The organism is Ralstonia sp. 25C (assembly GCF_051904805.1).
GTDB lineage: Bacteria > Pseudomonadota > Gammaproteobacteria > Burkholderiales > Burkholderiaceae > Ralstonia.
On the sequence record NZ_CP196737.1, the window covers coordinates 3814430 to 3838722 of the forward strand.

Annotated in this window: 26 protein-coding genes and 2 tRNA genes; 15 read left to right on the forward strand and 13 right to left on the reverse strand. The window is 62.8% G+C overall.

Translation table 11 applies throughout. The features are described 5' to 3' along the window. Positions 1-27: 27 nt before the first annotated feature. From ACS7SF_RS17760 to ACS7SF_RS17770, 3 genes are all read right to left on the reverse strand, one after another. Positions 28-588 (reverse strand): hypothetical protein, encoded by a 561-nt coding sequence (locus ACS7SF_RS17760; protein ID WP_439890963.1) that lies wholly within the window; start codon positions 586-588, stop codon positions 28-30. A gap of 332 nt (positions 589-920) precedes the next feature. After that, complete coding sequence (locus ACS7SF_RS17765) at positions 921-1499, reverse strand: phasin family protein (RefSeq protein ID WP_426398445.1); 579 nt, start codon at positions 1497-1499, stop codon at positions 921-923. Positions 1500-1611: 112 nt separating this feature from the next. Then, positions 1612-1815, reverse strand: coding sequence for a hypothetical protein (locus ACS7SF_RS17770; protein WP_439890964.1), 204 nt, complete (start codon positions 1813-1815; stop codon positions 1612-1614). A 39-nt stretch (positions 1816-1854) separates the two neighbouring features. Between ACS7SF_RS17770 and ACS7SF_RS17775 the strand changes: the two genes are divergently transcribed. From ACS7SF_RS17775 to pbpG, 5 genes are all read left to right on the forward strand, one after another. Next, positions 1855-2859 (forward strand): histone deacetylase family protein, encoded by a 1005-nt coding sequence (locus ACS7SF_RS17775; protein WP_439890965.1) that lies wholly within the window; start codon positions 1855-1857, stop codon positions 2857-2859. Next, entirely contained in the window at positions 2856-3779 is a 924-nt protein-coding gene (locus ACS7SF_RS17780; RefSeq protein ID WP_439890966.1) for a DMT family transporter, read from the forward strand. The genes ACS7SF_RS17775 and ACS7SF_RS17780 overlap by 4 nt, the downstream gene beginning before the upstream one ends. 58 nt (positions 3780-3837) lie before the next feature. Next, on the forward strand, positions 3838-4281 hold the full coding sequence (locus tag ACS7SF_RS17785; protein ID WP_439890967.1) for an acyl-CoA thioesterase: 444 nt from the start codon (positions 3838-3840) through the stop codon (positions 4279-4281). Positions 4282-4296: 15 nt separating this feature from the next. Further along, positions 4297-5004 (forward strand): nitroreductase, encoded by a 708-nt coding sequence (locus tag ACS7SF_RS17790; RefSeq protein WP_439890968.1) that lies wholly within the window; start codon positions 4297-4299, stop codon positions 5002-5004. A gap of 437 nt (positions 5005-5441) precedes the next feature. After that, a complete protein-coding gene (gene pbpG, locus ACS7SF_RS17795) occupies positions 5442-6632 on the forward strand; it encodes a D-alanyl-D-alanine endopeptidase (protein WP_439890969.1) in 1191 nt (396 codons plus the stop codon). Between the two features lie 71 nt (positions 6633-6703). On the opposite strand, the gene ACS7SF_RS17800 is transcribed toward pbpG, so the two are convergent. Further along, a complete protein-coding gene (locus tag ACS7SF_RS17800; protein ID WP_439890970.1) occupies positions 6704-7501 on the reverse strand; it encodes an IclR family transcriptional regulator in 798 nt (265 codons plus the stop codon). 251 nt (positions 7502-7752) lie between these two features. On the opposite strand from ACS7SF_RS17800, the gene ACS7SF_RS17805 reads away from it, so the two are divergent. The 5 genes from ACS7SF_RS17805 to ACS7SF_RS17825 all read left to right on the forward strand — a co-directional run bounded on the left by ACS7SF_RS17805 (position 7753) and on the right by ACS7SF_RS17825 (position 10770). Beyond that, positions 7753-8478, forward strand: a complete 726-nt coding sequence (locus ACS7SF_RS17805; RefSeq protein ID WP_426398452.1) for a (Fe-S)-binding protein — start codon at positions 7753-7755, stop codon at positions 8476-8478. 38 nt (positions 8479-8516) lie between these two features. Next, positions 8517-9926 carry a LutB/LldF family L-lactate oxidation iron-sulfur protein gene (locus ACS7SF_RS17810; protein WP_439890971.1) on the forward strand — a complete coding sequence of 470 codons (1410 nt, stop codon included), beginning with the start codon at positions 8517-8519 and terminating at the stop codon, positions 9924-9926. Further along, positions 9923-10204 carry a hypothetical protein gene (locus tag ACS7SF_RS17815; protein ID WP_439890972.1) on the forward strand — a complete coding sequence of 94 codons (282 nt, stop codon included), beginning with the start codon at positions 9923-9925 and terminating at the stop codon, positions 10202-10204. Before ACS7SF_RS17810 ends, ACS7SF_RS17815 begins: the two co-directional genes overlap by 4 nt. A gap of 69 nt (positions 10205-10273) precedes the next feature. Then, positions 10274-10588: a TM2 domain-containing protein gene (locus ACS7SF_RS17820; RefSeq protein ID WP_439890973.1), complete on the forward strand. Its 315-nt coding sequence runs from the start codon at positions 10274-10276 to the stop codon at positions 10586-10588. Positions 10589-10602: 14 nt separating this feature from the next. Next, on the forward strand, positions 10603-10770 hold the full coding sequence (locus ACS7SF_RS17825; protein ID WP_439890974.1) for a hypothetical protein: 168 nt from the start codon (positions 10603-10605) through the stop codon (positions 10768-10770). Between the two features lie 3 nt (positions 10771-10773). Here the strand turns inward: ACS7SF_RS17825 and ACS7SF_RS17830 are convergent, their stop codons facing one another. The 5 genes from ACS7SF_RS17830 to ACS7SF_RS17850 form a co-directional block, all read right to left on the reverse strand. Continuing rightward, positions 10774-11535, reverse strand: a complete 762-nt coding sequence (locus ACS7SF_RS17830) for an arginyltransferase (protein WP_439890975.1) — start codon at positions 11533-11535, stop codon at positions 10774-10776. Continuing rightward, complete coding sequence (gene aat, locus ACS7SF_RS17835; RefSeq protein WP_439890976.1) at positions 11522-12268, reverse strand: leucyl/phenylalanyl-tRNA--protein transferase; 747 nt, start codon at positions 12266-12268, stop codon at positions 11522-11524. Before aat ends, ACS7SF_RS17830 begins: the two co-directional genes overlap by 14 nt. A gap of 27 nt (positions 12269-12295) precedes the next feature. After that, positions 12296-12883, reverse strand: coding sequence for an NUDIX hydrolase (locus ACS7SF_RS17840; protein WP_439890977.1), 588 nt, complete (start codon positions 12881-12883; stop codon positions 12296-12298). A 169-nt stretch (positions 12884-13052) separates the two neighbouring features. Beyond that, positions 13053-13129, reverse strand: a tRNA-Met gene (locus ACS7SF_RS17845). Between the two features lie 28 nt (positions 13130-13157). Next, positions 13158-13234, reverse strand: a tRNA-Met gene (locus ACS7SF_RS17850). Positions 13235-13463: 229 nt separating this feature from the next. On the opposite strand from ACS7SF_RS17850, the gene ACS7SF_RS17855 reads away from it, so the two are divergent. After that, complete coding sequence (locus ACS7SF_RS17855) at positions 13464-14507, forward strand: quinone-dependent dihydroorotate dehydrogenase (protein WP_439890978.1); 1044 nt, start codon at positions 13464-13466, stop codon at positions 14505-14507. Between the two features lie 12 nt (positions 14508-14519). Here the strand turns inward: ACS7SF_RS17855 and ACS7SF_RS17860 are convergent, their stop codons facing one another. Then, a complete protein-coding gene (locus ACS7SF_RS17860; protein ID WP_439890979.1) occupies positions 14520-14714 on the reverse strand; it encodes a hypothetical protein in 195 nt (64 codons plus the stop codon). A gap of 357 nt (positions 14715-15071) precedes the next feature. On the opposite strand from ACS7SF_RS17860, the gene ACS7SF_RS17865 reads away from it, so the two are divergent. Beyond that, a complete protein-coding gene (locus tag ACS7SF_RS17865) occupies positions 15072-16973 on the forward strand; it encodes a potassium transporter Kup (RefSeq protein WP_439890980.1) in 1902 nt (633 codons plus the stop codon). An 81-nt stretch (positions 16974-17054) separates the two neighbouring features. On the opposite strand, the gene ACS7SF_RS17870 is transcribed toward ACS7SF_RS17865, so the two are convergent. Together ACS7SF_RS17870 and ACS7SF_RS17875 are read right to left on the reverse strand one after the other, a co-directional pair. Further along, on the reverse strand, positions 17055-17495 hold the full coding sequence (locus tag ACS7SF_RS17870) for a hypothetical protein (RefSeq protein WP_439890981.1): 441 nt from the start codon (positions 17493-17495) through the stop codon (positions 17055-17057). A gap of 187 nt (positions 17496-17682) precedes the next feature. After that, positions 17683-20028, reverse strand: coding sequence for a Tex family protein (locus ACS7SF_RS17875; RefSeq protein WP_439890982.1), 2346 nt, complete (start codon positions 20026-20028; stop codon positions 17683-17685). 110 nt (positions 20029-20138) lie between these two features. On the opposite strand from ACS7SF_RS17875, the gene ACS7SF_RS17880 reads away from it, so the two are divergent. From ACS7SF_RS17880 to ACS7SF_RS17890, 3 genes are all read left to right on the forward strand, one after another. Further along, positions 20139-20903, forward strand: a complete 765-nt coding sequence (locus ACS7SF_RS17880; RefSeq protein WP_439890983.1) for a hypothetical protein — start codon at positions 20139-20141, stop codon at positions 20901-20903. A 36-nt stretch (positions 20904-20939) separates the two neighbouring features. Further along, positions 20940-21143, forward strand: coding sequence for a DUF465 domain-containing protein (locus tag ACS7SF_RS17885; protein ID WP_426398465.1), 204 nt, complete (start codon positions 20940-20942; stop codon positions 21141-21143). Between the two features lie 85 nt (positions 21144-21228). Further along, positions 21229-23367 (forward strand): ATP-dependent DNA helicase, encoded by a 2139-nt coding sequence (locus ACS7SF_RS17890; RefSeq protein ID WP_439890984.1) that lies wholly within the window; start codon positions 21229-21231, stop codon positions 23365-23367. A gap of 67 nt (positions 23368-23434) precedes the next feature. Here the strand turns inward: ACS7SF_RS17890 and ACS7SF_RS17895 are convergent, their stop codons facing one another. Then, the gene (locus ACS7SF_RS17895; protein ID WP_439890985.1) at positions 23435-24289 is read right to left on the reverse strand and encodes an outer membrane protein assembly factor BamD; all 855 of its coding nucleotides are present in this window, start codon (positions 24287-24289) and stop codon (positions 23435-23437) included. Positions 24290-24293: the final 4 nt, after the last annotated feature.

Below are 24293 nucleotides of genomic sequence, written 5' to 3' on the forward strand. Positions count from 1 at the left end.
GCCCTTTTCGTTTGTACGTGGGATGGCTCAGTGCCGGGGTTCGGCGCGGCGGCGATGCCGGCGTAGCAAGCGCAGCGCTGCGGTCAGCCGCCGCCAAGCCAAACGCATCAGCCCGTGGCGATGTGCTCGCCAGATGGCGATGCGTGCTTGCAGGGCTTGCCATGTCGGCGTGGCGCGCAGTGCGGTGAGCATGCGGTGCTTCCAGGCAAGGAACGCGGTTTCCCAGCGGAGATACCACGTGATCGTGTGCAGTTGCGGGCGGACGACGTAGTAGATACGTGCGCCCAGCGCGGTGCTGGCCACCTTTGCCAAGATCAGCACCAGCGTCCCTGCAATCACTTTGCCGCGCGCTAACACGTAGAAGGCGGCCAGCTTGAATGGCAACAGCACCAGCATCGGCAGGATGAACACGCACAGCGCCTCGATGGGCTCAAACGTGGCCAACCTGCGCTCTGCGGCCTGGACCCAGGGGTGCATCACTAGCCGCGTAGTTGCCCGCAGCATGGCGTTCCAGATCCATTCTTCAAACAACAGGATCAGGGCGGCCACAACGATCAGGCTGCGCTTGGCAAAGGACTCCGGGGACATCGACGTGAGGGCGGAAGCGGCGAGCCGCAATACAGAATGGAGCGCCGATCGCGCGCAAAAGTTCGCATGTTGCATGCGGCAAGTTGAGCGAGCGCACACAAAAAACCCGGCCGAGGCCGGGTCAAAGGTACCCACTGATCACCACTGAGGACAGGTTTTCTTGGCGGTACCGAGGAGACAATCTGACAAATACGGTGGGATGGACCGCTGGGCGTGCGTTTCGGTTCCGCGCAAATGTGCGCAAACGTGGTGTTTGGAAGTGTGATTCGATGGACAAAACAAAACGGGCCTCCCGAAGGAGGCCCGTCTGAGCGGCAGAAACCGGTTGCCGATTAGGCAGCGGTCGTTGCCTTCTTGCCCGTAGCAGCGCGCGCTTGAGCCGAAGCTTGAGCGGTTGCCTTGCTGGCAGCGTTGGCAGCAGCGTGGAAGTTGCTTTCAGCCAGTTCCACAGCTTGCTTGGTGGCCTTCTGCACCGAGTCGTAGGCGTTGTTGGCGGCCGACAGAGCCGACTTCACCAGGGCCACAGCCGATTCCGAACCGGCCGGAGCGTTCTTCGACACGTTGTCGACCAGCGCTTGCAGCTTGCGGCTGTTTTCGGCGATTTGCACTTCAGCGGCCTTGCTGAATTCGGTTTGCGTGTCCGAAGCGATTTCGTACAGGTGACGGCTGTATGCCAGCACCTTTTCAGCCAGCGGCTGCACGGCGGCGGTTTGCACCGACAGCAGCTCTTGGGCATCCTTGGCGGTCAGGGCCTTCTTGGCGTGTTCGACGTTCTCGGCCAGGGTGGCCTTAACGACTTGCAGGTTCAGTTCGACCAGCTTTTCGACGCCTTCAAATGCCTTGTTGGTCAGGCCGAAGAAGGTTTCCAGGTTGGCCTTGTGCGCCGCAGCGATCTGTTCCTGAGTCAGCATGTTGTCTCTCCAAATACAAAGGTGGGTCGGGGAATCAAATTCAAAATTTAGATCGCCCAGATGTACAAAGCATGACGGTCACGTCGGGCCTTCCAGGCGACATCGCGATGAATTAGGGATGGTGCATCGCAACAATTTCATTGTTGTTGAACGTCAAACCAGTGTCAAGCGTTCTTTGTGCATCGCACAAAAATCGGAATCCGCTGATTTTTCGTGCATAGGAATTGCGCGACGAACCGTTTGGCATGATTTTTTGTGGCAGAAAAATGCGCGCCGGTGGTGCATGCGGTCCGGCCTGCAGGCGTTCGGGCGGCATATTCGCCTCAAAAAACTCACTGCGGCAGCGTAGGTTAGGATGCGTCCGGTTGCCAATTTTGTTGCGTTGCGGTCTTTTCTCCACATGCGGGCCTTCTATACCGACCACTTTGTCTTGCCGCTGCCGCCGGGCCATCGGTTTCCGATGCGCAAGTACAGCGACTTGCGGGCGCGCGTTCTGGCGGATGTGCCGGGCGTGGTGTTGCACGAGGCGCCCAGGGCGAACGACGACGCACTTTTACTGGCTCACGCGCCCGACTACGTTGAGGCGGTCAGTACTGGAACACTCGACCCGGCGCGCCAGCGCGAGATCGGTTTCCCTTGGTCGCCCGAGATGGTCGAACGTAGCCGCCGCTCGGCTGGCGCAACGATGGCAGCTTGCGAGGCGGCTCTAGTCGATGGCATTGCCGTGAACTTGGCGGGCGGCACCCACCACGCCTATGCGGACAAGGGCGGCGGTTTTTGCGTCTTCAACGATGCGGCGGTGGCATCGCGGTGGATGCAGCGCCAGCCGGGCGGGGCGCCGGCGGAGTTTCCTGTTGCCATCGTCGATCTGGATGTGCACCAGGGCAACGGTACGGCTTCGATCCTCAGTGACGACCCCTCAATCTTCACGTTGTCGCTACATGGCGAGAAAAACTATCCGTTCCGCAAGGAGGCATCGGACCTGGATGTCGGGCTCCACGACGGCTGCGGTGATGAGGACTACCTGCAGGCGCTGACCGGTGCGCTGGATATTCTGGCGGGGCGCTTCAAACCGCAGTTGATCATCTACCTGGCCGGCGCCGATCCGCATGAGGGCGATCGTCTGGGGCGGCTCAAGCTGACCCTGGACGGGCTGGCCCGCCGTGACCAGGAAGTCTTCGACTTTGCCTACCAGCGGCGGATTCCGATTGCCGTTACGATGGCGGGCGGTTACGGCAACAACATTGACGACACCGTCGCCGTCCATGCGCAGACCATCGCGCTGGCTGCCCGGCACGCACAGCGCTGGGCGGCACGCGAGGCAGCCGCCGCATCGACCTCTCTTCCGCTTTCCGCATGACCCAGGCCTGTTCTGTGGCGCCCCAATCTAGCCGGGCCCGCGATTCCCTGTTCGTGGCCGCGATGCCATGGCTGTTTGTGCTGATCTGGAGCACGGGCTTTATCGTGGCCAAGTACGGCATGCCGTACGCGGAGCCGATCACTTTCCTGTTTCTACGTTTCGCGGGCGTGCTGATGTGCCTGTTGCCGCTGGTGTGGTTGGCCCGCGTTCCGCTGCCGCGTCGTGCGGGTTCGGACGAGACCGACTGGGCCACCGTCGGCCATATCGCCGTGGCAGGTGTGCTGATGCAGTGGGGCTATCTGGCAGGCGTGTGGGCCGCGGTCAAACTCGGCATGCCTGCGGGGATGACCGCGCTGATCGTGGGCATGCAACCGATCCTCACGGCGCTGTATGTATCGATGCGCGGTGAACGTGTCTCTGGCCGCCAATGGCTGGGGCTGCTGTGCGGCATCGCCGGCGTGTGTCTGGTGGTGGCCAACAAGCTGCACTTGGCGGGCGTGGGTGTGACGACGCTTGTGCTGTGCGTGGGCGCGCTGTTGTCGATCACGATTGGCACGCTCTATCAGAAGCGCCATTGCCCTGTGTTCGATTTGCGGATGGGCGCGTGCATCCAGTTCGGCGCATCGGCGCTGCTGTGCCTGCCGTTCATGTTCCTGTTTGAGACGCGCGAGGTGCATTGGACCGCGCAGATGATTGGCGCGCTGGTGTGGTCGGTATTGGCGCTGTCGATCGGGGCGATCTCGCTGCTGTTTGTGCTGATCCGCAGGGGTGGCGCGACCAAGGTGGCTTCGCTGCTGTACCTGACGCCGCCCACGACGGCTGTGATGGCCTGGGCGCTCTTTGGCGAGCGGTTTCCCCCGCTGGCGGCGCTGGGCATGGTGATTGCCGCGTGTGGTGTGGCGCTCGTTATCCGCAAGTGACCGCCGGCAAGTGGCGGGCGTATCCTCATCACTTTCCATTGCCAATCGCCAGCCGCCCATGAGCACGCCCCGCCAGACGCGCGACGACTACCGCCACTTCCACACCATCACCACGCGCTGGATGGACAACGACGTCTACGGCCACGTCAACAACGTCGTCTATTACAGCTATTTCGATACCGTGGTGAACGCTTACCTGATCGACCAGGGCGTGCTGGACCCCGAGCGCAGCGACACCATTGGCTTGGTCATCGAGACGCAGTGCAACTACTTCGCGCCGCTGTCGTTTCCCGACACGGTGGTCGCAGGGCTGCGCGTTGCGCGCCTGGGCAACACCAGCGTGCGCTACGAGGTTGGCCTGTTCCGTGGTGACGCGCATGAAGCCGCGGCGCAAGGGCATTTCGTGCACGTCTACGTCGACCGGGAAACGCGTCGGCCCGTGCCACTGCCCAGCGCACTGCGCGCAGCGCTCGAGCCGCTCGCCATCCAGATTGCTGCCTGATGTTTTCGCCTTGCCATGACTGACCGATGCCCCACCTCCGCTGAAGTCGAGCTTGTCGACCAGGCAATCACGTCGCGCCGCTCCATCCGTGCGTTCCTGCCCACTCCCGTTGCGCGCGAGGACATCGAAGCGATTCTCGATGTCGCGCGGCGTGCGCCGTCGGGCAGCAACACGCAGCCATGGAAGGTCTACGTGCTGACGGGCGAATCGAAGGCGCGTCTATCGGAATCCGTGCTGGCGGCCTATGCGCATCCCGAGGCCGAAATGCTGCATCGTGAGGAGTACCCGTACTACCCCCGCACCTGGGTGGACCCATACCAGAGCCGCCGTCGCAAGGTCGGCTGGGATCTCTACGGCTTGCTCGGCATCGGCCGCGCTGAGAAAGAGCGCATGCATGCGCAGCACGCGCGCAACTTTCGTTTCTTTGACGCGCCGGTCGGGCTCATCTTCACCATCGACCGCGTGATGGAGCAGGGCAGCTGGCTCGACTACGGCATGTTCCTCGAGGCGCTGATGGTGGCGGCACGAGCGCGCGGCATCGACACGTGCCCGCAAGCGGCCTTCACGCAATTCCATCGCGTCATCAAAGCGCACCTCGCCTTGCCGGACGAGGAGATGGTCGTGTGCGGGATGTCGATGGGCTACGCCAATCCGGCTGCCGTGGAAAATACGCTCGTCACCGAGCGCGCGCCTGTCTCTGACTTCACTCGGTTTCTCGACTGAGTCGTTATCTCGCTGCCGGCTGCACGCTACAGCGCACTTCTTCGTTCAAAGCGAGAATTGGCACGGAAAAATCGTCGAATTGTGTCAACAGATTCGACCGATCCGTCGTTAGACTTCCATCATGCGGCTCGCGTGTGAACGTGGGTGCGTTGTGAGGAAGTGTTGAGGCAGGTTGTAAACCGTGATTGTCGCCATTGGCGATGGAATCCCGGAACGATTCCCGACTCCGTTTCTGATTCCGCGCCCGAGGCCATGTGCTTCTTGCGCAACTTTTCATCGCATTCTGGCTTCATGGAGGCAGGGAATTGCGTCGAAATGATGACCGAATGATAAGGCTCCAAAGGTCAAACTTTAAGGCTGTGAGCTAAGTCCTTCATCTTGCTAAGAATTTTGTTTTTACCTACACTTGCGCCATCTCACGCGCGGGTGATCGAATCATGTCACGGTCTGTTTCCTCATTTTTCCGGCGTCTCGGCCTAGCTTCGCTGATGACTGTCGCGCTCGCCGCTGCCTCTGTTGTGACCGCCCACGCGGCCACGTCCACTAAGAAACCCGCTGCCAGCAAGACCGCCAAGACCAAAGGCAAAGCCGTCGGCAGCCGTAAGGCCAGCGCCAAGGTTGCTGCCGCGGATGCCGATGCGGCGGGGTCCACCAAGGTTCGCAAAGTCGTTACCGTTAAGGGCAAGCGCCGCGTGATCGTGGTTGAGCGCGGGGCTCGCGCGGTGCGCGCCGCGTTTGTCCCGGCTGCACCGACGCTCGGTGAGGCCATGGGCCTGCGTGCCACACCGGATGCACTGGCGCTGCGTTCCTCTGTCGCGCTGGTGATGGACCAGAACACCGGCGAGGTGCTGTTCCAGAAGAATTCGTCGGCCGTGCTGCCGATCGCGTCGATCACCAAACTGATGACGGCGCTGGTCGTGACTGACGCGCATCAGCCGATGGACGAGCTGCTTGAAGTCACAGAAGAAGATCGTGACTACGAGCGCAACACGGGCTCGCGTCTGCGCTTCGGCACGATGCTCACGCGTGAAGACCTGCTGCTGCTGGCGCTGATGTCGTCGGAGAACCGCGCAGCTTCGGCGCTCGGCCGCAGCTATCCGGGCGGCCGTCCGGCATTCGTTGCCGCGATGAACCGCAAGGCGCGCGAACTCGGTATGAACGACACCCACTATGTCGATTCGAATGGCCTGTCGAGCAGCAATGTGTCGAGCGCCCAGGATCTCGCGAAGATCGTGATCGCTGCATACAAGGTGCCGCTGATCCGCCAGTTCACGACCACGACTGAACACACGGTCAACGCTAACGGCCGCACGCTGCACTACGTGAACACCAATCGCCTGGTGCGCGGTGGTGACTGGGACATCGGTCTGCAGAAGACCGGTTTCATCAACGAAGCCGGCCGCTGCCTCGTGATGCAAGCCAACGTGCATGGCCGCAACGTTGTGATGGTGTTTCTCGATTCCGCCGGCAACCTCACACGCTTTGCCGATGCCACGCGCGTGCGTAACTGGCTCGAGCGCAATCCGCACGCCGAAGCGCCGACCCAGGCGGCAGCGCCGCTGCGCACCGTTCCGGTGTCCACGCAACCGGCGACGGTGCTGGCGTCGGATCAACAGCACGGCGCCTGATCCGCTCGCAGGATCGCCCAACAAAAAAGCGCGTCTTCGGACGCGCTTTTTTTGTTGGGCAAAACCTGTGTTTATTCCGCACGCACAGCGTCTTCCTCGTAGGTGTAGCCCATGCCCTTGGAGATCTGCAGGGCAGTGTCCTTGAGGTTTTCCAGCCAGCTATCTTGCAGCCGGTCTGCCGGTGCGGAGAGCGACAATCCGGCTACCAGCCGACGCGAGTCATCGTAGATACCGGCCGCGATGCAGCGCACGCCGAGTTCCAGTTCTTCATTGTCGCGAGCGTAGCCATTGGTGCGCACCCAGTTGAGTTCGCGCTCGAGCTTGGGCAGATCGGTGATCGACGTGCGGGTGTGGCCGGCCAAGCCTGTTTTGGTGGCATAAGCGCGCACGCGGCCGATGTCGTCCGCCGCCAGAAACAGCTTGCCGACCGAGGTCAGATGCAGCGGAGCGCGGCCGCCGATGGCTCGCACCACCTGCATGCCTGAGCGTTCGGAATACGCGCGCTCGATGTAGACAATCTCGTCCCCCTGGCGCACCGAGAGGTTGACGGTCTGCCCCGTCAGGCGGTGCAGGGCGCGCATCGGCGCCAACGCTGCTTCACGCACCGACAGGCGCGCCTTGACGAGATTGCCCAGCTCCAGCAGGCGCATGCCGAGGCGGTAGCTGCCGGGGTCGGAGCGATCGACAAAACGGCACGCGACCATGTCGTTCAAGATGCGGTGCGCGGTGGAAGGGTGCAGGCCGGTGCTGGCGGACAGCGCTTTCAGGCTGACCGGATCGGCGTGATCGGCCAGCGCGTCGAGCAGCATCATCATGCGTTCGATGACCTGGATGGACGTCTTGCCGGGGTCCTTCTCTGCTTCTGCCATGGGTGCAGTGGGTTGCGAATGCGATGCAAAATTCTATCCCACGATGTGAAAATGCGCACCCTCCCGATGCATGATTCCGGGTATTTTCGAGCGCTTTTTCAAGTCGGGCCGGACTGTGCTTGCGTGCATCACATGAAGCGCACTCACCATCGGCATGAAGAACTTCTGTGCCTCAAAAGCCGCGCTGGGCGGTGAGTTCGGCAACCTTGGGCGCATAATGGCGGCCTCCCGAAGAACATACGAGACTCCCCATGCGCGTAGGTCTGTTCGTCACTTGCCTGGTTGATCTGATGCGGCCCGACATCGGGTTTTCCGTGCTCAAGCTGCTGGAAAAGGCCGGATACGACGTGGTGGTGCCGCCCGCACAAACGTGCTGTGGCCAGCCCGCTTACAACTCCGGGGATCGCCCTTTGGCGCGCGACCTGGCCGAGAAAACGCTCAAGGAATTCGAGCAATTCGACTATGTGGTCATCCCCTCCGGCTCGTGCGGCGGAATGATCCGCAAGGGCTACGCCGACCTCTTTCGTGATGATCCGGAGCTTGCAGGCCGCTACGAACGTCTGGCGCCGCGTGTGTACGAGCTGACGGATTTCCTCGTCAACGTGGCGCGTATCGAATCGCTGGATTCCCAATTCAATGGCCATGTCACGTACCACGATTCCTGCTCTGGTCTGCGTGAACTGGGCGTGAAGACGCAACCGCGTGAACTGCTCGGCAAGCTGCCTGGCGTGCAGTTGACCGAGATGCCCGCATGTGAGGCGTGTTGCGGCTTCGGCGGTACGTTCTCGATCAAGTACGGCGACATCTCCACCGCCATCGCCGATGAGAAGTGCGCCAACATCAAGGCCAGCGGCGCGGATGCCGTGGTGCTTGGCGATGTGGGCTGCATGCTCAACATTGAGGGCCGCTTGCGCCGCACCGGCGACACGCAGACGCGCGTGCTGCACATCGCGCAAGTCCTGGCCGGCGACGCGTAAATCCCAGCAGCCCAAGAACACGACGGAGACGCAATCACATGCAAGTCCGCAGCATGGAATTCAAGGCGCGCGCCGGGCAGAAGCTCGCCGACAAACGCCTGCAGCAGAACCTCACCAAGCTCTCGACCAAGTTCGTCACCGCGCGCGCGGTCGCCATCCAGGACATCGATTTCCCGGCCACGCGTGAAGCGCTGAAGGAGCGCCGCAATCGTGCGCTCGAGAATCTCGACGTCTGGCTCGCTACATTCGAGGCCGAGGCCACGCGCCGTGGCGCCAAGGTGCTTTTTGCCGAAACCACGGCCGATGCCGCACGCCTAGTCGCCGAGATCGCCCGCAAACACGACGTGAAGAAGGTCATCAAGAGCAAGTCGATGGTGACCGAAGAGATGCGCCTGAACCAGGTGCTCGGCGAGATGGGCGTGCAGAGCATCGAGACCGATCTGGGCGAGTACATCCTCCAGATCAACGACAGCGAGCCGCCGTCGCACATCATCGCGCCGGTGGTGCACAAGGATAAGGAGGAGATTGCCGATCTCTTCGCCAAGACGCATAACAAGCCGCGCCTGACTGACATTCCTGAGATGACCCGCGAGGCGCGTGAAGTGCTGCGGCCCGAGTTCCTGTCGGCCGACATGGGCGTGACGGGCGGCAATTTCATCATTGCCGAGACGGGCTCGGTGGCCATCGTCACGAATGAAGGCAACGAAGGCATGTGCACGATCATGCCGCGCGTGCACGTCGCCGTGACGGGCATCGAGAAGGTGCTGCCAACGTTGGAAGACCTGGCGACCGTCATGCGTCTGTTGCCGCGCTCGGCCACGGGGCAGGCGATTTCGAACTACTTCTCGCTGCTGACCGGCCCGCGTGCACCGGGCGAGAAAGACGGCCCCGAGCACATGTACTTCGTCATCGTCGACGGCGGCCGCAGCGGCCTCATCGGCGGTGAGTTCCAAGAGATGCTGCGCTGTATCCGTTGCGGCGCGTGCATGAACCATTGCCCGGTCTATCAGAAGATCGGTGGCCATGCGTATGGCTGGGTGTATCCGGGCCCGATGGGCAGCGTGCTGACGCCCAGCTACGTGGGGCTGTCGAACGCGCTGGACTTGCCGCAGGCCGCCACGCTGTGTGGCGAATGCAATCGCGTCTGTCCGGCATCGATCCCGCTGTCGGATCTGCTGCGCACACTGCGTGAGAAGCAGATGGAGCGCGAGCTGCGCCCGCAATCGGAGCGTTTCGGCCTGCGCGTGTGGGGTTTCATAGCGCGGCGTCCGGCGCTGTATTCGGCGGGGACATGGGTGGCTGCGCGCGTGCTGCGCTGGATGGGCGGCGACAAGAAGCTGATTCACTCATTGCCCGTCGGCAAAGGGTGGACAAACACGCGTGACATGCCGGCCCCCGCCGGCAAAACGTTCCGCGAGCTGTATCGAGAAAAGAAGGCCCGAGCATGACCGCTGCTGATTCCCTCCAAACGCTCCGCGACGCCCTTGAGCGTCATGCAAAGTCGCCTGATCTGCCGCGTTTGCTCAAGCAGTGGCGAGACGACGCCACGCTCGCACCACTGGGTGTTTTGCCTCCTGCATACGATCAGGTGCGGCGCTCGCTGCTGCAGCGGCTTGACATGGCGGTGTCGTTTGGCGAAGAGAGCTGCTCGTTCTCGCCCTCGTCGCTGCTGGCCGAAATGCGCCTGTGGACGGACAAGGCCGAAGCCAAGCTCGCCAGCATGTAATCGACGGTCGACATGGAACGCGTGGTGCGTGCTAGTGTCTGACACCTTATTCCCGTGCCAGCCGATGCCATGAACCAGACCGCCCGCGAAATCATGCTGTACGACGCCCAGAAGAAGAGTTCGGGCGTCGCGTACCTGTGGTGGTTTTTGCTGGGCTTTCTGGGTGCGCACCGCTTCTATCTGAAGCGGCCAGGCAGTGGCATCGCGCAGGCCATCGCCAATATCGGCGGCACATGGCTGGCATTCCGGGACATGAACAACACGGCTGGCTGGGTGCTGGCCGTCATCGGCGGCGTGTGGGTGCTGGTGGACATGTTCCTGATTCCCGGGATGGTCCGCGCGTACAACACGGTGCTGGCCGAGCGGCTCTCGGCCACGCTCTGAAAGGAATCGACCTCATGAACAAGATGACTTGGTGGAAACGTGCCGCCCTGTGGGGTGTCGGCCTGGCTTGCGTGGGCGGCACGCTGGCGGGCTGCACGACGTCGCGCGAACAATACAGCCAGAGTTCAAGCGTCAGCGCTTATGGCGTGGTTGATGTCGGCATCGAGCGCACGTCGCGCTGATCGTCATTCCGCGGCGGGTGCCACGTCCTCAAACCGCCGCCATTCCCCGTTGACGAGCAGTTCCAGCGGCTGGAACAAGGCCTTGTAGGCCATCTTCCGGCTCTGTTCGATCCAGTAACCGAGGTAGACGTAGGGCAGGTCCAGCGCCTGCGCCTGAGCGATCTGCCACAGCACGTTGTACGTGCCGTAGCTGGCCTTCTGTTCCATCGGATCGTAGAACGTGTAGACGGATGACAGCCCGTCTTCCAGCACATCGATCATGCTGACCATGCGAAGTTTGCCGGCCGACGGCGATTCGGGCGGCTCGCGAAACTCCACCAGACGCGAATTCACCCGGCTTTGCAGCAGAAACTGCTCGTACTGGTCACGGCTGTCGTGGTCCATACCGCCGCCGGCATGGCGCACGGATTGGTACAGCAGATAGAGCTGGTAGTGCTCTTCGACATAGGTGAGCGGTGCAACGAGTGCTTCGAGCGATTGATGCCGCTCAGCGGCTCGGCGTTGCGCACGCGACGGTGAATATTGATCGACGACGACGCGGCATGGCGTGCACGCATGGCAATCGTCGCAATGCGGGCGGTAGGTGAAGATGCCGCTACGCCGAAAGCCGGCACGTACCAGCTTGGAGTAGACATCTGCGTTGATGAGATGCGCCGGCGTGGCCACCTGCGAGCGCGCCAAGCGGCCATCGAGATAGCTGCATGCGTAAGGCGCGGTGGCATAGAACTGCAATGCCGAGAGAGGGAGTTCCTTAAGCTTGCTCATTGCGCACGGTCCACCGGCGGAGCACCGACTTGTCAAAGTGCCAAGGCACGATGGCCGGCGCGTTCGAGGCCTCACGCACGTGTGCGAGAAACGCCGCGCGCGGCACCGGAGCCCCGCCCAGCGACGCCAGATGCTCGGTTTCCTGCTGGCAGTCTATCATCGCGACGCCCCGGCTGCCGAGGAAGGCGCACAGTGCTGCCAGCGCAATTTTCGATGCGTCGGTGCGGTGCGCGAACATTGATTCGCCGTAGAACATGCGGCCCAATGCTACGCCGTACAGGCCGCCCACGCGTTGCCCCGCATACCACGCTTCGACGCTGTGTGCGTAGCCACGGCGGTGCAGGGCGGTGTAGGCGGCGATCACATCTTCGGTGATCCACGTGCCGTGCTGGCCAGGGCGTGCGGTGGTGGCGCAATCGACCATCGTTTCGCGGAAGGCGTGGTCGATACGGATCTCCCAGGCCGGGTCATCCAATACGCGGCGCAGCGTCTTGCGGAAGGTGGTCGAGACGCGGAAGTCTTCCGGGCGCAGCACCATGCGCGGGTCGGTGCTCCACCACAGCACGGGCTGGCCCTGTGCGTACCACGGAAAGATGCCTTGCCGATAGGCAATCAGCAGCCGTTGAGGGGAGAGCTCCGAGCTTGCGGCGAGCAGCCCTGGTGCCTCGGATTCAGGCCCCAGTGCCCGATCGACCGGCGGAAAGGGATCGTGCGGATCCAGCCAGGCGATCATGGTGCGTCAAACTGATAGTGGTGAGGGTTACGACGTGGCAGCCGTCGCGTCAATCGTGCTCGATCGCATCGGCTTGTAGATGTCCAGCGTGTGGAGGCGGAAGCTGCCGTCGGTCAGCTTGCCAGCAGCTCGATCGGCAAAGAAACAGCGCAGCGTGTGGATGACGGTGGGGAAGGCGAGGTCATCCCACGGGATGTCGGCCTCGTTGAACAGCGCCACCTCCAGGCTTTCCTCGCCCGGCGCGAAGTCGAGATCGCTCAACTTGGCCAGATAGAACAGGTGCACCTGGTGCACGTGCGGCACGTTGAGCACCGAATACAGCTCGCCGATTTCGATACGGGCGCCGGCTTCTTCCGCCGTTTCGCGCTCGGCGGCCTGCGCGGTGGTCTCGCCGATTTCCATGAAGCCTGCGGGCAGTGTCCAGAAACCATAGCGCGGCTCGATAGCGCGCTTGCACAGCAGGATTTGGTCGTTCCAAACGGGCACGGTGCCAACCACGTTGCGCGGATTCACGTAATGAATCGTGTTGCAGTGGTCGCAAACAGCGCGCAGCCGGTTGTCGCCATCGGGGATGCGCGAGACAACGGGGTGGCCGCAGTTGGAACAGAATTTCATGGGGATCTGGCGCGGGTGGAATGTCTCAGTGTATCACCGAGGTGGCCCGGCTCCGTGTGGGCCGGGTATCGGCTGAGTTGCAGGCTAGAGGGTGCGCAGAAAAGCAAAAAGCCCGCTGTGTGCGGGCTTGATGTTTGGCTCAGGTCTTGGAGCGAGCCATTCTACTTGCTGGTTGCGGGGGCAGGATTTGAACCTGCGACCTTCGGGTTATGAGCCCGACGAGCTGCCAGACTGCTCCACCCCGCGTCCGTAGAAAACACGTTCGACTTCTGGCTGGTTGCGGGGGCAGGATTTGAACCTGCGACCTTCGGGTTATGAGCCCGACGAGCTGCCAGACTGCTCCACCCCGCGTCCGTCGAATAAAAGAGTATATCGAAACCTTTGTGGCGATGCAACACTTTTCCGCTGCGAAGTGCATCTTGATGGTGCGCGATGTTCCCGACGGGCTCGCAGCACTAACCCATCGACCCATATTTAGACGCGTCGCACGCGCCGACGTTCGAAAGCGGTGCGCACGATGCATCGCGGCGCTTGCGCCGTTTACAATGCCGCCTTTCGCGTTCTTCTCCTGATTCCGACCGTGCTCAACGTTCTGTCTGCCCTGTATCCGCTTGCCCGCCCGCTGCTGTTTTCGATGGACCCAGAAGACGCGCACCACTTCACGTTGAACCAGCTCAAGCGGGCGCATGCGATGGGGCTGTCCGGCTGCATCGGCGCCCGCATTGCGCCTGCGCCGCGCACCGTGATGGGGGTGACGTTTCCGAATCCGGTGGGTCTGGCGGCGGGGCTGGACAAGGATGGCGCCTATATCGATGCGCTCGGCGCGTTGGGCTTCGGCTTTATTGAGGTCGGTACGGTCACGCCGCGTGCCCAGCCGGGTAACCCGCGTCCGCGCATGTTCCGTTTGCCGGCTGCGAATGCGCTGATCAACCGCATGGGTTTCAACAACGGCGGTGTCGACGCCTTCATCAGTAATGTGAAGGCCTCCAAGTGGCGCGAGGCCGGCGGCGTGCTGGGCCTTAATATCGGCAAGAACGCCGATACGCCCATCGAGCGCGCGGTCGATGACTACCTGTACTGCCTGGAGCGCGTGTACCCGCATGCGAGCTACGTGACCGTCAATATTTCGTCGCCGAACACCAAGAATCTGCGTCAGCTGCAGGGGGCGAGCGAGCTCGATAGCCTGCTGGGCACGTTGCGCGATGCACAGCATCGGCTGGCTGATCAGCACAAGCGGTATGTGCCGGTGGTCCTGAAGATCGCCCCGGATCTGGATGACGATCAGATTGCCAACGTTGCCGATGCGCTGCTACGCCACAAGATGGACGGCGTGATCGCCACGAATACGACGATCCGCCGGGAAGCTGTGGCTGGGCTGGCGCATGCGGAAGAGGCGGGCGGTCTATCGGGGCAGCCGGTGCGCGAGGGCTCGACCCGCGTGATCCGCGCTCTGCACGGCTTGCTGGGCGATGCGGTGCCCATCATTGGCGTGGGCGGCATTCTGGCGGGCGAGCATGCGCGCGAAAAGATCGACGCCGGCGCACAACTGGTGCAGCTGTATACGGGGTTGATCTATCGCGGCCCTTCGCTGGTGGCGGAATGCGCGCGCGCATTGGCGCGCTGAACTGCGCTTGCCCTAGCGCCGGATGAGATAGATGACGACGGCGGCCGCGGCTACGACCGTGGCGGCCAGATCAAAGGGGCCGGCGTAGTCTGCCCAGATTGCGGGGTCGAGCCGCTGTGCGAACGCGGCTTGCGCCCAGGGCAGGATCACCCTGGGGATGGCAACCAAAACGCCCGCTACGACCAGCAGCACAATCAGCGCGGCCATCGACGTCTGGGCCCGGGCCCACGAGCGAAAAGAAGAATCGGACAACACGACGTCCTTGTTCAGGGATTGCCGCGCCGTCATCCAGATGGTGTGCGACAGAAGTTTGCAATCCTGGTTTGTCCGGCATTCTCCTACAAAGTTCTGTCGGAGAGAGTCCTACTTTTGGCTGAGGCTTCGTTTCGGACGTGCTCCTTGCTCCTCCTGCGGGGCCGCCGCAAGCGAAATTTGCTGTGATGCGACACGGCAACGAATGTTCGTTGGAGGGGGTTGGCGTAAAAAAGGCCGCGAGTACAATCCGCCTTCATTGTGCATTGCACTATTTTTTGAACAGCCGGCAATTCGGCTGACTTCCAGTTCATGAGTCAAGCTCTCACAGCAACGGGGTCTCCCCAGTCCAATGTGAATTTGCGCGCCCTGGTCGTGGGCGCCGTGGGTGTGGTGTTCGGTGATATCGGCACCAGCCCGTTGTACGCGCTTAAGGAGTGCTTCAGCCCCGAGCACGGCATTCCGTTTTCCAGTGGTGCGGTGCTGGGCATCATTTCGATGCTGTTCTGGGCGATGGTGATTGTGGTGTCGCTCAAGTACGTCCTGTTCGTCATGCGCGCGGACAACAACGGCGAGGGCGGCATCCTGGCACTGATGGCGTTGTCGCTGCGCACCGCCAGCGCCAGCTCCAAACGCATGTCGCTGCTGATGATGCTGGGCGTGTTCGGCGCGTGCATGTTTTACGGGGACGCGGTCATCACCCCGGCCATCTCCGTGCTTTCCGCCATGGAAGGCTTGGAGATCGCCGCACCGGCGTTGTCGCCGTTCGTGCTGCCGGTGACGATCGTCATCCTGGCGGTGCTGTTCCTGATCCAGCGCAGCGGCACATCCGTAGTCGGCAAGGTGTTCGGGCCGGTGATGCTGGTGTGGTTCGCCGCGCTTGCCGCGCTCGGGTTGATGAACCTGGCGAAGGCGCCGCAGATTCTGATGGCCGTCAATCCGATGTACGCGATTTCGTTCCTGCATGAGCATGCGCTGCAGGCGTTCATCGTGCTGGGTTCGGTGTTCCTGGTGCTGACCGGGGCCGAAGCTCTGTATGCCGACATGGGCCACTTTGGCGCGCGTCCGATCCGCTGGGCGTGGTTCTTTATCGTGGCGCCGAGCCTGTTGCTGAACTACTTCGGCCAGGGCGCGATGCTGCTGACTGACCCGAGCACCATCGAAAACCCGTTCTACCGTGCCGTGCCCGAAGCGCTGCAGCTACCGATGGTGGTGCTGGCAGCGGCAGCCACCGTCATCGCCTCGCAGGCGGTGATCTCGGGCGCGTTTTCGCTGACGAGCCAGGCGATTCAGCTCGGCTTTGTGCCGCGTATGCGCATTCGCTACACGTCGGAAGTCGAGATCGGTCAGATCTACGTGCCGGTGGTGAATTGGATGCTGCTGATTCTGGTGATCGGCGTGGTGCTGGCGTTCAAGAAGTCCGACAACCTGGCGGCCGCCTACGGTATTGCAGTGACGACCACGATGGTCATCACCACCGTGCTGGCGGCGGTCGTGATGCGCTCGGTATGGCGTTGGCACCCGGCCCTGGTGACCCTGGTGAGTCTGGGCTTCCTGGTGGTCGACGTGGCGTTCTTCTCGGCCAACCTGTTGAAGATCCGCGATGGCGGCTGGTTCCCGCTTACGCTGGGCGCCTTCGTGTTCTTCCTGCTGATGACCTGGTACAAGGGTAAGAAGCTGGTGCGTGCACGTAGCCTCGAAGACGGTATTCCGCTGGAGCCGTTCCTGGCAGGTCTGCTGGCCCATCCGCCGCATCGCGTGGAGGGCACGGCGGTGTTCCTGACCGGCAATACGGAATACGTGCCGGTGTCGCTGCTGCATAACCTGAAGCACAACCGCGTGCTGCATGAGCGCGTGATCTTCATCAGCTTCGTCACGCGCGATATTCCTTATGTGGATGACAAGCATCGCGTCAACGTGCGGGATCTGGGCAGCGGCATCTACATCGTCACGGCCGAATACGGCTTCAAGGAAACGCCGGACGTGTACCGCGTGCTTGAGCTCGGCCAGCCGCAGATCGGTACGCGCTGCGAGCTGATGGACACGTCGTTCTTCATCGCGCGTGAATCGGTGGTGCCGTCCAAGCTGCCAGGCATGTCGATGTGGCGCGAGCGCCTGTTTGCGTGGATGCATCAGAACGGCGCCAAGCCGTCGGACTTCTTCCACATCCCGGCCAACCGCGTGGTGGAATTGGGGACCAAGGTCGAGATCTGATCGACCCTGATCGCTCCATAGCAAAACGGCCCGTGCGAGAGAGACGCACGGGCCGTTTTGTTTGTTGGGGCAGGGCTGGAATTACATCTTCGCAGCGGCGTGATTACGCTCGCGGACTTCGTCGTTGCGGGCGTGCACGTCGTGGTTGCGGTCCTTGACGTCATGGCGCAGGTCTTTGCGATCGTGGTGCAGATCGCGGCGCTCGGCGTTGATCTGATGCTGATCCTGCGCGCGCTGCTTGTTCCAGTATTCGGCACCCTTGACGTTGCCATTCGCCAGATCGCGGTCTTCGCGGCGCTGGGCGGTATTGCGCTCGGCGCGTTCGTCAGCCAGAGCCGCCTTGTCCTTGGCGATGTCGGCACGGTCACGGCGGATATCGCGGTTGTCGTGACGGATGTCACGGTTGTCCTGGCGGATCTGCTGATTGTCTTGCTGCACTTGTTGGACGGGCGTGGCTTGCGCAAAGGCAGCGGTACCGGCAACAGCAAGCAGGGCGGCGATCAGGGTGTGGCTCGTCTTCATGGTGTTCTCCTCGTGGGTGCCAGGCGGTGGTTGCCTGTGCCTCCTTAACGGGCCAAAAAGACGCGCCGACGACGCCCGAGTGTTAGCAAAGTTCCGCGCACGTAAGAACTTGTAACGTTCTCGGGCGAGGCATGAAAAAACCCGCCGAGTCTGAAGACCGGGCGAGTTCTAGCCAGCGGAACGCGCGTCAGCGCTTGAGCTTGGCGAAGGCGGCCGCCATCGCGCCACCCGCCGGCGCGGCTTCACGGCGTTGCTGACCCTGGCGGTTGCCCCCGCTGGTTGGGCGATCGCCACCGCCGGTACGCGCAGGCGTCTGGCCCGGCTCGTCCGACAGGCGCATCGTCAGGCCGATGCGGTTGCGCTTCACATCCACCTCCATCACCTTGACCTTGACGATCTGGCCGGGCTTCACCACCTCGTGCGGATCACGCACGAACTTGGTCGACAGCGCCGACACGTGCACCAGCCCATCCTGATGCACGCCGATGTCGATGAACGCGCCAAAGGCGGCCACGTTCGTCACCACGCCTTCGAGCACCATGCCCGGCTGCAGGTCCTTGATGTCTTCCACACCGTCCTGGAACGTTGCTGTCTTGAACTCGGGGCGCGGGTCGCGGCCGGGTTTTTCCAGTTCGGACAGGATGTCGACCACAGTCGGCAGGCCGAACTTCTCGTCGGTGAAGTCGCGCGGGGTCAGGCCGCGCAGCGCTTCACGGTTGCCGAGCACATCGCCGATGCCCTTCTTGATGCTGTCCAGAATGCGCTTGACCACCGGATAGGCTTCCGGGTGGACGGAGGAACGGTCGAGCGGGTTGTCGCCATCGTTGATGCGCAGGAAGCCGGCGGCCTGCTCGAACGTCTTGTCGCCCAGGCGCGGCACTTTCTTGAGTGCATCGCGGTTGATGAATGCGCCGTTGGCATCACGGTATTCGACGATGTTCTTGGCGAGGATCGAGTTCAGGCCCGACACGCGCGCCAGCAGCGGAGCAGAGGCCGTGTTCACGTCCACGCCGACCGCGTTCACGCAGTCCTCGACGATGGCGTCCAGCGCACGGGCCAGCTCGCGCTGGTTCACGTCGTGCTGATACTGGCCGACGCCGATCGACTTCGGGTCGATCTTCACCAGCTCTGCCAGCGGGTCTTGCAGACGGCGGGCAATCGACACCGCGCCGCGCAGCGACACGTCCAGCTCCGGGAATTCCTTGGCCGCCAGTTCCGACGCCGAGTACACCGATGCACCAGCCTCGCTCACCACAATCTTGGTCAGCTTCACTTCAGGCGCGGATTGGGCCAGGAGCTGCATCAGGTCTTGCACGAGCTTGTCGGTTTCGCGGCTGGCGGTGCCGTTGCCGATGGAGACCAGCGCTACGTTGTGCTGCTTGGCCAGGCGCGCCATCGTGGCGAGCGAGCCGTTCCAATCACGGCGCGGCTCGTGCGGGTAGATGGTGGCGGTTTCCAGCAGCTTGCCGGTGTGGTCCACCACGGCGATCTTGCAGCCCGTGCGGATGCCCGGGTCGACGCCCATCACCGCCTTCGGGCCTGCCGGCGCCGCCAGCAGCAGATCATGCAGGTTGCGGCCGAAGATCTTGATGGCTTCGGCTTCCGCCGATTCGCGCAGCTGCGTCAGCAGTTCGGTCTCGATATGCGGCTGCACCTTGACGCGCCAGCACCAGCGGCACACGTCCGACAGCCACTTGTCCGCCGCGCGGCCCTTGTTTTCGATGCCGACATGGCGCGCGATCATGATTTCGCACGGGTGCGGGCTCATCGCATCCTGTTCTTCGCCCAAACCGAGCTTGACGAACAGCACGCCCGCATTGCGGCCGCGGAACAGCGCCAGCGCGCGGTGCGACGGCACGTTGCGGATCGGCTCACTGTAGGCGTAGTAGTCGCGGAATTTCTCTTCCTCAGCGGTTTCCTTGCCTTCCACGACCGTCAACGAGACCAGGCCCTGGTTCCACAGGTGCTCGCGCACCTTGCCCAGCAGCTCAGCCGTCTCACCGAATTGTTCGGAGAGGATGTCGCGCGCGCCGTCCAGCGCGGCCTTCACGTCGGGCACGCCGCCATCAGCGGTCGGGTTGCCGTTGACGAACTTGGCGGCTTCGGCTTGCGGGTCGAGCGTTGGGTCAGCCAGCAGCGCCTGGGCCAGCGGCTCCAGGCCGCATTCACGGGCAATCTGCGCGCGCGTGCGGCGCTTGGGCTTGTAGGGCAGGTAGAGGTCTTCCAGCACCTGCTTGGTCTCAGCCGTCTCGATGGCCGTGCGCAGGGTGTCAGTCAGCTTGCCTTGCTCTTCAATGGAAGCCAGGATCGCTGCGCGGCGGTCTTCCAGCTCGCGCAGATACAGCAGGCGTTCTTCCAGGTTGCGTAGCTGCGTGTCGTCCAGGTTGTCCGTCACTTCCTTGCGGTACCGCGCAATGAACGGCACGGTGGCGCCTTCGTCCAGCAGTTGCACGGCGGCCGCAACCTGATGCGGCTTCACCGCCAGTTCAACGGCGATGCGGGAGACGATCTTCTGCAACACGGAATCAGTCATTGCTTCCAGAGAGTGCGATGGAAAGCCGCGCATTTTGCCACAACGCGAACCCCGTTCCTGAGCGGAAATCCGTGGTCGCGCGGCGTAGTCGGCACAAGCGCGGTGATAAAATGCGCGTTATGCCTACGCTCACGTTTTCCGCTCGCTATCGCGCTGGTGCGCGCCACGCTTCTCGCCTGATGCTGCCTGTCGCCGCACTGCTGGCAACGCTGAATGCCGCGCCCGCATGGAGCCAGTCCCAGCCCGTTGCCGCGCCAGTTGCTCCGGTGTCCAGCACGCCGCCCGATTTTGGCGCCGAGCACGACCGCATCAGCAGTGCCAAGGCATGGGCCGAATACCGGTACGCCGACGCAGAGCGCGCTTGCTATGACAAATTCCTCGTCGCGCGCTGCATCGACAAGGCCAAGGATGCGCGGCGCACTGAGCTGCACACCATCCGCGAACGTGAACTTGCGCTGGATGAGGCCGAGCGCGCCGATCGCGCCGCCCGACGTGACCAGGAACGCGCCATCCGCGACGCCCAATACAACGCCGAACGCCCGCAACGCGAGGCGGCCGAGCAGAAGAACCGCACCGATTTCCAGAGCAAGCAGGAGCAGCAACGCCTGAACGAAGCGCAGCGCCAGGCCGGCGCCCCGCAGCGTGCCGCCAGCGCGCAGGCGTATGGCCAGAAACAGGCGGACTACAACGCCAAGCTCAAGGCCGCGCAGGAGCAGGGTGCTGCCAACGCTGCCAAGCGCGCCGACAACGTCAAGCAGTACGAGGAAAAGCAGCAGGGCGCCGCACAGCGCCAGAAAGAGCTGGAGCAGCGCCGCGAAGACGCCAAGCGCCGCAACCAGCAAAACCAGAACAACACGAGCCCGCTGGGGTTCTAAACTCCAGCCAAGATCGGGTTTCCGGAGGAAAGCGAGATGGACAGCGATCTGAATACGGTCTCGCGTCGCATCATTGAATTGCAGATCGAGCACCGCGATCTTGATTTCCTGATCGACCGGCTGGCAGCAGAAGCCGATCACGACGAATTGCAGTTGCGCCGCCTCAAGAAGCGCCGGCTCAAACTCAAGGACACCATCACCCTGCTACAGTTGCAGCTTGAGCCGGACGTGCCGGCCTAGTGCTTGCTCAAAGCTGGTTCGATTTTCATCCCGAGAGGCCGCAATCACGTGCGGCCTCCGTCATTTGATCCCCAGAGACTCCGCGTTGACTTCGCTTTCCCCGCTCGCCGAGCCGTCGGCTGGACTTGAATCCGCCGACGCCAGCGACGCCACCGCCACCCCCGTACCTGCCGATGCCCACCATGCCGAGCTGGCGACGCTGTTCGCCGACGAAGGCACGCTGGCCAAGGGGATCGACGGCTACCGGCCCCGCAGCGCACAGCTGACGATGGCGCAGGCTGTTGCCAACGCCATCGAGGCTGCCGATTCGGTCATCGTCGAGGCCGGCACCGGCACGGGCAAGACCTATGCGTACCTCGTCCCGGCGATGTTGTGGGGCGGCAAGGTGATTCTCTCCACGGGGACGAAGAACCTGCAGGACCAGCTCTTCCTGCGCGACATCCCAACGGTGCGCAAGGCGCTGAATGCGCCGGTGTCAGTGGCGCTGCTCAAGGGGCGGGCCAACTACGTTTGCCATTACCACCTGGAGCGCACATCCCAGAATGGGCGGCTATCTTCGCGGCAGGATGCGGCGTGGCTGCGGCAGATCAATCTCTTCCTGAAAACCACGAAGACGGGCGACAAGGCGGAAATGTCGACCGTGCCCGAGAACGCCCCGGTGTGGAACCTCGTCACCTCCACGCGCGATAACTGTCTCGGCTCGGACTGTGCCTACTACAAGGACTGTTTCGTGATGCGCGCCCGCAAGGAGGCGCAACAGGCTGACGTGGTGGTCGTCAACCACCACCTGTTCTTTGCGGACGTGATGTTGAAGGACACCGGCATGGCCGAGCTGCTGCCGGCGGCAAACACCATCATCTTCGACGAGGCGCACCAACTGCCCGAAACGGCAACGCTGTTCTTCGGCGAGACCATCTCCACGAACCAGATTCTCGAACTCGCGCGCGACAGCGTGGCCGAGGGTCTTTCACACGCGCGTGATGCGGTGGACTGGGTAGCGATTGCCGCGCCGCTGGAGCGGGCTGCACGTGACCTGCGCCTCGTCTTCCGCCAGGATGGCTCACGCCTGTCGATCAAGCAGATCGACAACGATGCCGCGATCGCCACGCCGTTCTATGAGGTGCTGCCGAAGCTGGAGCAAGCGCTTTCGGATTTCACGGGCGCGCTGGAGTCCCAGGCCGAACGCGCCGAGACCATCGAACAATGCCACCGTCGCGCCATTGCGCTGTGCGAGAAGCTGGAAGCGTGGGTCGATCCCAAGCCGCCGAAAGCGCCGAAGAAGGACGGAGACGACGAGGGCAAGGAAGGCGAGAGCGCCGCCCCCGTCGACGAGCGTGTGCGCTGGGTCGAGGTGTTCGCCAATTCTGTGCAACTGCACCTGACGCCGCTGTCCATTGCGCCAATCTTCTCGCGCCAACGTGCTGGGCAGCCGCGGGCGTGGATCTTCACCTCGGCCACGTTGTCGGTGCGTGGCAACTTCACGCATTACGCGGCGCAGCTTGGCCTGGATCGCAATCGCTCGATGACGCTCGACAGCCCATTCGACTATGCATCGCAAGGGTTGCTGTACGTGCCGCGCGATCTGCCGCAGCCGAGTGATCCGCGCTTTACCGACGCAGTGCTCGACGCCACGTTGCCGTTGATCGAAGCGGCGGGCGGCAAGACGTTTTTGCTGTGTACGACGCTGCGCGCCGTCAACCGCGCAGCCGAACGGTTGGCCGACGAGTTTGCGCAGCGCGGCTGGGATTTCCCGCTGCTTGTGCAGGGCCAGGCGAGCCGCACCGAACTGCTCGACCGCTTCCGCGCGCTGGGCAATGCCGTGCTGATCGGCAGCCAGAGTTTCTGGGAAGGCGTGGACGTGCGCGGCGAGGCGTTGTCCTTGGTGGTGATCGACAAGCTGCCATTCGCGCCGCCAGATGATCCGGTGCTGAGCGCACGCATGGAGGCGCTGGAAAAGAAGGGGCTGAGCCCGTTTGCCGTGCATCAGCTGCCGCACGCGGTGATCACGCTCAAGCAGGGGGCAGGGCGATTGATTCGCTCGGAAACGGATCGCGGCGTGCTGATGATCTGTGATCCGCGTCTGGTGGAAAAAAACTACGGCCGCCAGATTTGGCAGAGCCTGCCGCCGTTCAAGCGGACGCGCGAGGCCGACACGGCGGCCGATTTTTTGCGCTCTCTGCGATCAGATTCCGATGATCCGCCCGCTAGCGATCCAGAAGCCTGATGCGCAGGCGCCAACAAAAAGCCCGGCCAATTGACCGGGCTTTTTGTTCGCGCTGTTCAGGCGTTGCTTACCACCACTGGTACCAGGGCTTGCTCTTCTTGCGCTGGCCGTAAGCGAGGAAATCGCTGTTCGGGTAGTTCTGCTTGATGATGCGTTCAGTGTCGTCGCGCATGTCCTTCATGCCCAGCGCCTCGTACGACTTCATCATGATGTACAGCGCTTCTTCCACAGCCGGTGCGCGGTCGTAATCCTTGATGGCGTCCTGCGCGCGGTTGACGGCGGCCAGATAGGCGCCGCGGCGGTAGTAGTAGCGCGCCGCGCCCACTTCATGCTCGGCCATCGCGTTCACGATGTACTGCATGCGCTGGGTGGCATCCGGCGTGTACTTGCTGTTCGGGAAACGCGTGACCAGCGTCTTGAACGCATCGTAGGCGGCACGCGCAGCCTTCGGATCGCGCTCGCTCAGATCCTGGTTCGAGAAGCGGCCGAGCCAGCCCAGGTTGTCGTTGAAGTTGATCAGGCCCTTGAGGTAATAGGCGTAATCCACGCTGGGGTGATTCGGGTGCAGCTGGATGAAGCGATCGACCGCAGCCAGTGCCGCAGCGGTTTCTCCATCCTTGTAGTTGGCGTAGGCGGTTTCGATCTGCGCTTGCTGAGCGAACGGGCCAAACGGATAGCGGCTTTCGAGCTTTTCGTAGTACTTGACGGCCTTGGCGTAGTCGCCGCCGTTCAGAGAGTCCTTCGCTTCCGAATATAATTTGTTGGCCGACCAGCCCGCCGTTTCGTCTTGCTGTTCCGGCAGGATGCCGCAGGCCGAGATGGCAATGCATGCACCTGCCACCAACACTGCTCCGATTTGCGCGCGGATTCGACCGCCGAAACGACCATCAATACGCGCCTGCTTTACGCTCGTGACCGACATGGGC

What these genes read in the sequence shown, in the direction of transcription:
- ACS7SF_RS17760 (WP_439890963.1), bottom strand. Translation starts at nt 588, where the DNA reads ATGTCCCCGGAGTCCTTTGCCAAGCGCAGCCTGATCGTTGTGGCCGCC.
- ACS7SF_RS17765 (WP_426398445.1), bottom strand. Translation starts at nt 1,499, where the DNA reads ATGCTGACTCAGGAACAGATCGCTGCGGCGCACAAGGCCAACCTGGAA.
- ACS7SF_RS17770 (WP_439890964.1), bottom strand. Translation starts at nt 1,815, where the DNA reads ATGCCGCCCGAACGCCTGCAGGCCGGACCGCATGCACCACCGGCGCGC.
- ACS7SF_RS17775 (WP_439890965.1), top strand. Translation starts at nt 1,855, where the DNA reads ATGCGTCCGGTTGCCAATTTTGTTGCGTTGCGGTCTTTTCTCCACATG.
- ACS7SF_RS17780 (WP_439890966.1), top strand. Translation starts at nt 2,856, where the DNA reads ATGACCCAGGCCTGTTCTGTGGCGCCCCAATCTAGCCGGGCCCGCGAT.
- ACS7SF_RS17785 (WP_439890967.1), top strand. Translation starts at nt 3,838, where the DNA reads ATGAGCACGCCCCGCCAGACGCGCGACGACTACCGCCACTTCCACACC.
- ACS7SF_RS17790 (WP_439890968.1), top strand. Translation starts at nt 4,297, where the DNA reads ATGACTGACCGATGCCCCACCTCCGCTGAAGTCGAGCTTGTCGACCAG.
- pbpG (WP_439890969.1), top strand. Translation starts at nt 5,442, where the DNA reads ATGTCACGGTCTGTTTCCTCATTTTTCCGGCGTCTCGGCCTAGCTTCG.
- ACS7SF_RS17800 (WP_439890970.1), bottom strand. Translation starts at nt 7,501, where the DNA reads ATGGCAGAAGCAGAGAAGGACCCCGGCAAGACGTCCATCCAGGTCATC.
- ACS7SF_RS17805 (WP_426398452.1), top strand. Translation starts at nt 7,753, where the DNA reads ATGCGCGTAGGTCTGTTCGTCACTTGCCTGGTTGATCTGATGCGGCCC.
- ACS7SF_RS17810 (WP_439890971.1), top strand. Translation starts at nt 8,517, where the DNA reads ATGCAAGTCCGCAGCATGGAATTCAAGGCGCGCGCCGGGCAGAAGCTC.
- ACS7SF_RS17815 (WP_439890972.1), top strand. Translation starts at nt 9,923, where the DNA reads ATGACCGCTGCTGATTCCCTCCAAACGCTCCGCGACGCCCTTGAGCGT.
- ACS7SF_RS17820 (WP_439890973.1), top strand. Translation starts at nt 10,274, where the DNA reads ATGAACCAGACCGCCCGCGAAATCATGCTGTACGACGCCCAGAAGAAG.
- ACS7SF_RS17825 (WP_439890974.1), top strand. Translation starts at nt 10,603, where the DNA reads ATGAACAAGATGACTTGGTGGAAACGTGCCGCCCTGTGGGGTGTCGGC.
- ACS7SF_RS17830 (WP_439890975.1), bottom strand. Translation starts at nt 11,535, where the DNA reads ATGAGCAAGCTTAAGGAACTCCCTCTCTCGGCATTGCAGTTCTATGCC.
- aat (WP_439890976.1), bottom strand. Translation starts at nt 12,268, where the DNA reads ATGATCGCCTGGCTGGATCCGCACGATCCCTTTCCGCCGGTCGATCGG.
- ACS7SF_RS17840 (WP_439890977.1), bottom strand. Translation starts at nt 12,883, where the DNA reads ATGAAATTCTGTTCCAACTGCGGCCACCCCGTTGTCTCGCGCATCCCC.
- ACS7SF_RS17860 (WP_439890979.1), bottom strand. Translation starts at nt 14,714, where the DNA reads ATGGCCGCGCTGATTGTGCTGCTGGTCGTAGCGGGCGTTTTGGTTGCC.
- ACS7SF_RS17865 (WP_439890980.1), top strand. Translation starts at nt 15,072, where the DNA reads ATGAGTCAAGCTCTCACAGCAACGGGGTCTCCCCAGTCCAATGTGAAT.
- ACS7SF_RS17870 (WP_439890981.1), bottom strand. Translation starts at nt 17,495, where the DNA reads ATGAAGACGAGCCACACCCTGATCGCCGCCCTGCTTGCTGTTGCCGGT.
- ACS7SF_RS17875 (WP_439890982.1), bottom strand. Translation starts at nt 20,028, where the DNA reads ATGACTGATTCCGTGTTGCAGAAGATCGTCTCCCGCATCGCCGTTGAA.
- ACS7SF_RS17880 (WP_439890983.1), top strand. Translation starts at nt 20,139, where the DNA reads ATGCGCGTTATGCCTACGCTCACGTTTTCCGCTCGCTATCGCGCTGGT.
- ACS7SF_RS17885 (WP_426398465.1), top strand. Translation starts at nt 20,940, where the DNA reads ATGGACAGCGATCTGAATACGGTCTCGCGTCGCATCATTGAATTGCAG.
- ACS7SF_RS17895 (WP_439890985.1), bottom strand. Translation starts at nt 24,289, where the DNA reads ATGTCGGTCACGAGCGTAAAGCAGGCGCGTATTGATGGTCGTTTCGGC.